Origin of the sequence: Pseudonocardia sulfidoxydans NBRC 16205 (genome assembly GCF_007989085.1) — a bacterium.
Lineage (GTDB): Bacteria > Actinomycetota > Actinomycetes > Mycobacteriales > Pseudonocardiaceae > Pseudonocardia > Pseudonocardia sulfidoxydans.
This window is the reverse complement of record NZ_BJVJ01000009.1, coordinates 112,176-118,899: the sequence shown is the minus strand read 5'-3', so window position 1 is coordinate 118,899 and position 6,724 is coordinate 112,176. Positions and strand designations below refer to the sequence as shown.

Below are 6,724 nucleotides of genomic sequence, written 5' to 3'. Positions count from 1 at the left end.
CGTCGAGAGGTTCCGGCACGAAGCCCACGTCGGAGGCAGGACCGCGCCGTCCGAGGTGGCCGCGTCGGCCACCGGCCAGGAAGCGATGTCGGGCGACGACCCGAAAGACCGGTGACCACCGGTTCACCCGCTGATCCCGTGACAGGACCCGTGTCCGACGCCCACTCGGCGTCGGACACGGTCCTGGTCACGGTGTCCGGGCCCGACCGCCCCGGCGTCAGCTCAGTCCTCTTCGCGGCGCTCACCGCCCACGGCGTCGACCTCATCGACATCGAGCAGGTCGTCGTCCGCGGCCGGCTCACCCTCGCCGCGCTCGTCGCCACCCAACGCGACCCCGAGGGACTGCAGGAAGCCGTCGAGCAGGCGATGGACTCCATCGACATGCACGTCGAAACCTCCCTGCACCACGGCGACGACCCCTCGCCCCGGCCGATGTCCACCCACGTCGTGGTCGTCCTCGGCCGCCCCATCACCGCACGCGCATTCGGCGCCGTCGCGCAGGAGCTCGCCGCCGTCGGCGCCAACATCGACTCCATCCGCCGCGTCGCCGACTACCCCGTCACCGGCCTGGAACTGCACGTCTCCCCGGACCCCGGCGGCACCACCCAGTACCCCCACGGCACCCTGCGCGCCCGCCTCGTCGACGTCGCCCGCCACGCCGGCGTCGACGTCGCCGTCGAACGCGCCGGCATCGCCCGCCGCGGCAAACGACTCATCGTCTTCGACGTCGACTCCACCCTCATCCAGGGCGAGGTCATCGAGATGCTCGCCGCCCGCGCCGGCAGCACCGCCGAAGCCGAGGTCCGCCGCGTCACCGAAGAAGCCATGCGCGGCGAGCTCGACTTCGCCGCCTCCCTGCGACGCCGCGTCGCCGTCCTCGAAGGCCTCCCCGCCACCGTCCTCGACGACGTCGCCGCGGAGATCGAACTCACCCCCGGCGCCCGCACCACCGTCCGCACCCTCAAACGGCTCGGCTACCGATGCGGCGTCGTCTCCGGCGGATTCACCCAGGTCGTCTCCGGCCTCGTCGACGAACTCGGCCTCGACTTCTGCGCCGCCAACGAACTCGAAGTCGTCGACGGCGTCCTCACCGGCAAGGTCGTCGGCGACATCGTCGACCGCCCCGGCAAGGCCGTCGCCCTCCGACGGTTCGCCGACTCCTTCGGCGTGCCCCTCGACCAGACCGTCGCCGTCGGCGACGGCGCCAACGACATCGACATGCTCTCCACGGCGGGCCTCGGCATCGCGTTCAACGCCAAACCCGCGCTGCGCGAGGTCGCCGACACCGCCCTCTCCCAGCCCTACCTCGACGTCGTCCTCTTCGTGCTGGGCATCACCCGCGCCGAGGTCGAACACGCCGACGAGGCCGAAGGCGTCCTGCGCCGGGTCCCGATCGCGTGAGCACCAGCGTCCTCGACGCCGTCGTCCGCCGCTACGTCGGCGTCCGCGAGGTCTCCCCGGAGGCCGACGGCGTCGTCCGCGCCATGCCCGTCGTCCTGCGGATCGAACGCGAACTGCCCGACCGCACCGCTCTCCTCGAAGCCGCCGCCCGGGCCGCCCTCGCCGTGTGCGTCGACCCGCGCGCCGGCGTCGACGGGGAGTGGCACGACCAGGTGCTCACCTGGGTCGACGGCCGGATCCGCAAGATCGCCCGCCGCGCCCGCGGCGCGCACTGGGCCGCCGTGCAGGAACAGCCCGGGGTGACGGTCGCCGTCGACGGCGCCGAGGCCCGCGCCCTGCTGCCCGGCCCGGTCGACGACGTCCCCCGCACCGTCGCGAGGCTGCAGATCGGCGGCACCGACCTCCCCGCCGACGACCCCGGCCCCGTCCCCGCCGGGGTGCCGGTGATCTGGGTCAACCCCACCGTCGCGATGACCGTCGGCAAGGCCGCGGCGCAGGTCGGGCACGCCTCGATGATCGACGCCGCCGTCCGCGGCCTCGACGAGGTGCCGCCCTACGCGGTGCGGACCCCGGGGCGGGAACGCTGGGCGGAGCTCACGGCGGCGGTGGACCGCGGCGACGCCGTCGCCGTCCGGGACGCCGGGTTCACCGAGGTCGATCCCGGCACCATGACCTGCGTCGTCACCCCGGCCTGACCCCGGGCGCAACCTGACGGTCGTCGTGGGGCGGGTCGGCAGCAGTGGGGTTGCGCCCGGTCGTCCGCGCGCAACCTGGCGGTCGCTGGAGGGCGCGTCGGCAGCAGTGGGGTTGCGGCCGGTCGTCCGCGCGCAACCTCACGGTCGTCGTGGGGCGTGTCGGCAGCAGTGGGGTTGCGGCCGGTTGTCGGCGCGCAACCTGGCGGTCGCTGGAGGGCGCGTCGGCAGCAGTGGGGTTGCGGCCGGTTGTCCGCGCGCAACCTGACGGTCGTCGTGGGGCGCGCGGGCAGCAGTGAGGTTGCGTGCTGCTCGTCGGCTGCGCGGGCGGCAGCCCGATCCGCGTCGAGGGTCAGGCGTCGCGGAGGCGGGTGAGGGCGGCGCGGACCTTGTCGGGGTCGTGGGTCTGCCAGAAGGGCGGCAGGGACGCGCGGAGGAAACCGCCGTAGCGGGCGGTGGCGATGCGGGGGTCGAGGATCGCGACCACCCCACGGTCGTCCATGCCCCGCAGCAGCCGGCCGGCCCCCTGGGCGAGCAGCAGCGCGGCGTGGGTGGCCGAGACCGTGAGGAAGCCGTTGCCGCCGCGGGCGTCGGTGGCGCGCTGGCGGGCACCGATCAGCGGGTCGTCGGGGCGCGGGAACGGGATCCGGTCGATGATCACCAGCGACAGCGACGGCCCGGGGACGTCGACGCCCTGCCACAGCGACAACGTGCCGAACAGCGACGTCTCGGTGTCCTCGGCGAAGCGTTTGACGAGCAGCATCGTCGAGTCGTCACCCTGGCACAGCAGGGGGATGGAGAGCCTGCCGCGCAACGCCTCCGTGGCCTGCTTCGCGGCCCGCATCGACGAGAACAGCCCGAGGGTGCGGCCGCCGGCGGCCTCGACCAGCTCGGTGATCTCGTCGAGGTAGGCGGGCGGGAGCCCGTCGCGGCCCGGCGGGGGGAGGTGCCGGGCGGTGTAGAGGATGCCGCTGCGCCCGTGGGCGAAGGGGGAGCCGACGTCGAGGCCCGACCAGCGGGGCGCGTCGGGGTCGGGGACGGGGTCGCCCGCCGACGCGGTGACGGTGGCCTCGGGCGGCAGCCCCCACTGGCGGGCGAGGGCGTCGAACGATCCGCCGAGGGTGAGGGTCGCGGAGGTGAGGATCGTCGTCGACCGGCCGAAGAGTCGCTCGCGCAGCAGCCCGCCGACCCACAGCGGCGCGGCGCGCAGCACCTTGGTACGGGAGCCCTCCGGCCCCTGTTCACCCAGCCAGACGACGTCGCGGCGGGCGGCGGGGTCGTCCTCGGCGAACACCCCGAGGATCCGGACGGCGACGTCGAGCACCTCGTCGACGAGGGCGAGGGCGATCTTGCGGGCGGCAGCCCCCTCGGGGTCCTCGCGGCGCTCCCCGCCGAGGCCCTGCTTGCAGGCGGCGGCGGTGTCGCGGATGACCGACAGCACCCCGGACACGCCGCCGGGCAGCGAGTCCCAGCGGCCGGGCTGCAGGTCCTCCAGCACCATGGCGAGGCCCTCACCGGCCTCGGCGAGCCGGTCGGCGATGTTCTGGTCGACGAGCTTGCCGCAGCGGCGCGCGGCGGCCGCGACGGTGCCGGGGGTGAGCTCGGCGGTGGCGGCGCCGGTGACCCGGTCGACCAGCTCGTGGGCCTCGTCGACGATGACGACGTCGTGCTCGGGCAGCACCTGGGCCTCGCCCATGGCGTCGATCGCGAGGAGGGCGTGGTTGGTGACGACGACGTCGGCGCGCCCCGCCTCGGCCTTGGCGCGTTCGGCGAAGCAGTCCTCGCCGACGGGGCAGCGGGTGGCGCCCAGGCACTCCCGGGCGGTGACCGACACCTGCCGCCACGCCGAGTCCGGCACACCGGGGACGAGCTCGTCGCGGTCGCCGGTCTCGGTGTCGGAGGCCCACTCGTGGAGGCGCTTGACGTTGCGCCCCATGGCCGAGATGGCGAACGGGTCGAACAGCTGCTCCTCGCCGTCGTCCATCATGGACTCGTCGCCGTGGAGCTTGTTGAGGCACAGGTAGTTGCGACGGCCCTTGAGGATCGCGAACGTGGGCAGCCGCCCGAGCGCGGGCTTGAGTGCCTTGGCGAGCCGGGGCAGGTCGCGGTCGACGAGCTGGCGCTGCAGGGCGATCGTCGCCGTGGACACCACGACGGTCGCGTCGGCGGCGATCGCGTGCCGGATGGCGGGGACGAGGTAGCCGAGCGACTTGCCGGTGCCGGTGCCGGCCTGCACGGCGAGGTGCTCGTGGTCGGCGATGGCCTTGCGGACGGCGCCGGCCATGGCGTCCTGACCCTCGCGGCGGGCGCCGCCGAGCGCCTCGACGGCCGCCTCCAGCAGCTCGGCGACGCCGGGGAGGTCACGGGTCGACGGCAGCGCGGCAGGCACCCCGGGAGGCTACCCGGCGGCGCCGACGGTCCCGCGCGGCGCGGGCGGAGTTGTTCGCACCCGGCACCGGCACGCGCGCGCCCGGGACCGGCGCGCCCGGGACCGGCGCGCCCGGGACCGGCGCGCCCGACACCGCGCGCCCGACACCGCGCGCCCGACACCGCGCGCCCGACACCGCGCGCCCGACACCGCGCGCCCGGGATCCGCGCACCCGGGATCCGCGCACCCGGGATCCGCGCGCCCAGCACCCGCGCGCCCGGGCACCGCGGCGTCCCCGGGATGCAGGTGCCGCCGACGGCCCGCCCGCGCAGCAGCGCCGGCAGGGGCGTCGCCGGTCAGCGCAGGGCCACGCCCGCCTGCCGCATTCGCTCCAGCGCGGCCCGCGTCGTCTCCGACGCGACACCCGCGCAGTGCTCGAGCAGCACGGTCGTCGTGAATCCGCCTGCCACGGCGTCGAGGGCGGTCGCGAGGACGCAGTGGTCGGTCGCGAGCCCCGCGACGTGCACCTCGTCGACGTCGCGTGCGCGCAGCCAGTCGCCGAGGGCCAGCCCGCGCGGCTCGTTGCCCTCGAAGCCCGAGTAGGCGGCCTCGAAGGAGCCCTTGTCGAACACGGCCTCGATGGGGGCGACGTCGAGTGCCGGGTGGAACGCCGCTCCCGGGGTGCCGGCGCGGCAGTGCACCGGCCAGGTGTCGACGAAGTCGGGCGTGTCGCTGAAGTGCGGGCCCGGGTCGATGTGGTGGTCGCGCGTCGCGGCGACGTGGTCGTAGCCGTGCTCGCGCATGTGCGTCGAGACGGACGTGGCCACCGCCGACCCGCCGACGACCGCGAGGGAACCGCCCTCGCAGAAGTCGTTCTGGACGTCGACGACGATCAGGGCGCGCACTCAGGAACCTCCGGGGGCGGCGGTGAACACGGTCGGGACGGCGGGCTCGCCGCGGGAGAGCTTCAGGCCTTCCCAGGGCACGGAGACCAGGGCGGCGCGCAGCCGTTCGCGGCCCTGTTCCAGGGTCTCCAGGTCGGGGACGGGTTCGCCGCCGCGCATCATCGGCACCGGCACCACCCGGTCGTGCGGGCCGACGACCGGCGGCGCCGCCCACGGGTGCACGACCTCCTCGACGGCGGTGCCCGTCGGCTTGTGCCTGCGCACCGCCGACTTCCGCCCGCCGCGTGACTCCTTCGACGTGCTCCGTTTGGCGACGGGCCGCCCGTCGACCTCCACGAGCTTGTAGACCAGCCCGGCGGTCGGCGCACCCGAACCCGTCACCACCGAGGTGCCGACGCCGTAGGAGTCCACCGGTTCGGCGCGCAGCGATGCGATGGCGTACTCGTCGAGGTCGCCGGAGAGCACGATGCGGGTGCCGGTGGCGCCGAGCGCGTCGAGCTGCTCACGGGCCTGCTGGGCCATGACGCCGAGGTCGCCGGAGTCGATGCGGATCGAGCCCAGCCCGGTCCCGCCGGCCTCGATGGCGTTCTCGACGCCCTTGCGGATGTCGTAGGTGTCGACCAGCAGCGTCGTCTTCTCCCCGAGGGACGCGATCTGGCTGCGGAACGCCGACAGCTCGTCGTCGTGGAGCAGGACGAACGCGTGCGCAGCCGTGCCGGTCGTGGGGATGCCGTAGCGACGACCCGCCTCGAGGTTCGACGTCGCCGCGAACCCGGCCAGGTAGGTCGCCCGCGCGGCGGCGACCGCCGCCTCCTCGTGGGTGCGCCGCCCGCCCATCTCGATGATCGGCCGGTCGGCCGCCGCCGACACCATCCGCGCCGCGGCCGCCGCCACCGCCGAGTCGTGGTTGAGGATCGACAGGGCCAGCGTCTCCAGCATGACGGCGTCGGCGAACGTGCCCGTGACCGAGAGGATCGGCGACCCCGGGAAGAACAGCTCGCCCTCGGGGTAGCCGTCGACGTCGCCGCTGAACCGGTAGCCGGCCAGCCAGTCGAGCGCCGCCGGGTCGACGACGTCGGCCAGCATCTCCAGCTCCGTGTCGCCGAACCGGAAGTCGGCGATGGCGTCGATCAGCCGGCGGGTGCCCGCGACGACCCCGTACCGGCGGCCGTCGGGCAGCCTGCGCGCGAACACCTCGAACGCGCACGGCCGGTGCGCCGTGCCGTCGGCGAGCGCGGCCGCGACCATCGTCAGCTCGTAACGATCGGTGAACAGGGCCGTACTGGCCGACCCGGGAAGCCCGCTCATGGAACGGGAGCCTATGTGGCCTGCGCGCGACGGTGCACGGATGACACCAT

At 74.9% G+C, this 6,724-nt stretch carries 5 protein-coding genes; 2 read left to right on the top strand and 3 right to left on the bottom strand.

What is annotated here, in order from left to right:
- The first annotated feature begins 138 nt into the window (after positions 1-138).
- On the top strand, positions 139-1,401 hold the full coding sequence (gene serB / locus PSU4_RS07385) for a phosphoserine phosphatase SerB (RefSeq protein WP_246114985.1): 1,263 nt from the start codon (positions 139-141) through the stop codon (positions 1,399-1,401).
- The gene (locus tag PSU4_RS07380) at positions 1,398-2,096 is read left to right on the top strand and encodes an aminoacyl-tRNA hydrolase (RefSeq protein WP_147103953.1); all 699 of its coding nucleotides are present in this window, start codon (positions 1,398-1,400) and stop codon (positions 2,094-2,096) included. Before serB ends, PSU4_RS07380 begins: the two co-directional genes overlap by 4 nt.
- A gap of 349 nt (positions 2,097-2,445) precedes the next feature.
- On the opposite strand, the gene PSU4_RS07375 is transcribed toward PSU4_RS07380, so the two are convergent.
- The 3 genes from PSU4_RS07375 to PSU4_RS07365 form a co-directional block, all read right to left on the bottom strand.
- Complete coding sequence (locus PSU4_RS07375; RefSeq protein ID WP_147103950.1) at positions 2,446-4,482, bottom strand: ATP-dependent DNA helicase; 2,037 nt, start codon at positions 4,480-4,482, stop codon at positions 2,446-2,448.
- Positions 4,483-4,817: 335 nt separating this feature from the next.
- Positions 4,818-5,366, bottom strand: coding sequence for an isochorismatase family protein (locus tag PSU4_RS07370; RefSeq protein WP_147103947.1), 549 nt, complete (start codon positions 5,364-5,366; stop codon positions 4,818-4,820).
- The gene (locus tag PSU4_RS07365; protein ID WP_147103944.1) at positions 5,367-6,674 is read right to left on the bottom strand and encodes a nicotinate phosphoribosyltransferase; all 1,308 of its coding nucleotides are present in this window, start codon (positions 6,672-6,674) and stop codon (positions 5,367-5,369) included.
- Between the last annotated feature and the right edge of the window lie 50 nt (positions 6,675-6,724).

Coding starts and splice junctions, on each gene's coding strand:
- PSU4_RS07365 (WP_147103944.1), bottom strand. CDS start 6,674: ATGAGCGGGCTTCCCGGGTCGGCCAGTACGGCCCTGTTCACCGATCGT.